This window comes from Collinsella sp. SGI.180 (assembly GCF_050313455.1).
Classification (GTDB): Bacteria; Actinomycetota; Coriobacteriia; order Coriobacteriales; family Coriobacteriaceae; genus Collinsella.
On record NZ_JBNPLL010000036.1, the window covers coordinates 1 to 2,527 of the forward strand.

Sequence of the window (2,527 nt, forward strand, 5' to 3'; positions counted from 1 at the left end):
CGCACGCCGTCGAACCTCGAGGCGCCGCGCGCGGCCTCCAGCTCGGCGTAGACGCGCCTGCACACGCCGCTGTTGATGTTCACTAAGAAGTGGTCCGAGTGATCACTGGGAAATGAGCACCGTGAGCACGAAAAATTGAGCAGTTTAAGCAAGAGGGCCGCGCCCCGGGGACCGGGGGCGCGGCCCTCGCCGTATGGTTTCCCCGGGCGGTTACTTTGGCGAGCCCGCCCGGGAAGGATGGAGGAGATGACCGTGCCCCTGGACACAGTGAATGATATACGGTCGATGGATGCCGCCGGGCGCTCGAGGTCCGAGATCGCCCGAATGCTCCACGTGAGCCGGAACACCGTGGCGAAGTACGCCGACATGGAGGACATGTCGCCCGCCGCGCCGATGCCCCGGAGGAGGGGCAGGCCCGCGCTCGAGGGCAACGAGGAATGGGTCGCGGGCGTTCTCGAGGCCGACCTCGGGGCCCCGAGGAAGCAGCGCCACACCGCCAGGCGGATCTACGACAGGCTCGTCGCCGAGCGCGGCTACGGCGGCTCGTACTCCACCGTGCAGAGGTTCGTCCGCGAGCTCAGGCTCGCCCGGGCGGCGGCGGGCGGAGAGGGGTACCTCGAGCTCGAGTGGGCGCCCGGCACCTGCCAGGTCGATTTCGGGAACTTCCGCGCCGCGGTCGGCGGGAGGACCCTCGACCTCAAGCTGCTGGTCGCGACGCTCCCGCACTCGAACGACCGGCAGTGCGTCGCCCTCATGTCGCAGAGGTCGGAGTGCCTGTGCGCCGGGCTGCTCGAGATCTTCCGCCGCTGGGGCCGCGCCCCGGCTGCGATGGTGCTCGACAACGCCACCGAGGCGGGCAGGATGGTACGCGGCGAGGTCACGGAATCGAGGCTGTTCTCGCAGTTCAGGGCCCACTACCGCTTCGAGAGCCGGTACTGCAACCCCTATTCGGGAAACGAGAAGGGCTCCGTCGAGAACGCCGTGGGGTTCCTCCGGCGCAACCTCCTCGTCCCCGTGCCGGCGTTCGGCACGCTCCCCGAGCTCAACGCGTTCCTCGCCGAGGGATGCGCGAGGATCAACGCGGCGGCGCGCTGCCGCGACGGCAGGCCGCACGGGGAGGCCTACCGGGAGGACCTCGCCGCCATGCGCGCCCTTCCCGGCGTGGAGTTCGACGCGGTGAGGTGGGTCACCGCCCGCGCCGACAAGCGCGGCTACGTCGAGGCCGACGGGCGCGAGTACGTCGCCGGGCCCGCCTGGCACGGGCGGAGCCTGCTCGTCGGCATGCGCGCGACGACGGTGGAGATCCTCGCCGACCGCGGCCGCCGGGTCGCCGCCCTCCCCAGGGCCTTCGGGGAGGGCCCCGCGGTCCGGAACCCCCTCTCGCTCGTGCCCGCCATCATCGCCAGGCCGAGGGCCTTCGGGGAGTCGACGATCAGGCGCGACATGCCGCCGGGGCTCGTCGAGGGGATTGACCGGATGGACTCCGCCGGCAGGAGGCGCACGCTCAGGTCGATCGGCCGGGCGAGCGAGTCCTCGGGCTTCGAGGCGGCATGCGAGGCGGCGCTCAGGGTCGTCGAGGGCGGCCGCGTCCCCGACGACGCCACGGTCGACGTGCTGGCGAGGCGCATCGCGGGAGGCGGCGGCGAGGCCGGCGGGGCCGACCTGTCGGTCTACGACGGGTTCCTGAAGGGGGCGGTCGCCGATGGCCGCTAGCGAGGAGCTGGCCCGCAGGGTCGTGGAGGCCGGGCGGTCGTGCTCGCTCACCACCGCCGTCCTGGAGGAGTGGTCGAGGCTCGGCACCCCGAAACAGGTGGAGTACCTGGCGGGCTACCTCGAGGCGGAGAGGTCCAGCCGCGAGGCCTCGAAGCGCGCGACGCTGCTCAGGCGCTGCGCGCTGCCGGCGCCCAAGACCTTCGACGGCTACGACTGGTCGGCCGTGTCGTGGCCGGAGGACATGGGGCGTGAGTCGCTGCTCGCGCTCGACTTCGTCGAGCGCAGGGAGGACCTCGTGCTCATGGGCGACGTCGGCACCGGCAAGACGCACATGGCGTCGGCCCTCTGCGCGCTGGCGTGCGAGAGGAGGCTCGAGGCGCGCTTCTTCACGGCGTCCTCGCTCGTGATGCGCCTGAGGCGCGCCCGCGACGACGGGAGGCTCGACCGGGAGGCCGCGCTCATCGGCAAGGCCCGCCTGCTCGTCATCGACGAGCTCGGGTTTCTCCCGCTCGACGCGGACGGGGCGAGGCTGCTCTTCCAGGTCTTCGCCGACGCATACGAGAGGCAGTCGGTGGTAATCACCACGAACCTGGAGTTCAGCAGGTGGGGGTCGGTGTTCGGGGACGACCAGATGGCCGCCGCCGTGATCGACCGCATCGTCCACCACGGGAGGCTCGTCCAGTTCCGCGGCGAGTCCTACCGCGTCCGCCATGCCCTCATGCAGGAGGGCTAGCCGCTCAAAAAGCGTGCGCGCTTCCGATGCTCAGGCTGCTCAATTTCCGATGCTCTTTTTGCTCAAATCCTCTTGACGAAA

2 protein-coding genes are annotated in these 2,527 nt (G+C 70.9%); both read left to right on the top strand.

Features of this window, described 5'->3' with window-relative positions; genetic code table 11:
* Positions 1–237 precede the first annotated feature (237 nt).
* A complete protein-coding gene (gene istA / locus ACQRAP_RS08570) occupies positions 238–1,713 on the top strand; it encodes an IS21 family transposase (RefSeq protein ID WP_427795391.1) in 1,476 nt (491 codons plus the stop codon).
* Complete coding sequence (gene istB, locus ACQRAP_RS08575; protein ID WP_427795392.1) at positions 1,703–2,446, top strand: IS21-like element helper ATPase IstB; 744 nt, start codon at positions 1,703–1,705, stop codon at positions 2,444–2,446. Before istA ends, istB begins: the two co-directional genes overlap by 11 nt.
* Positions 2,447–2,527: the final 81 nt, after the last annotated feature.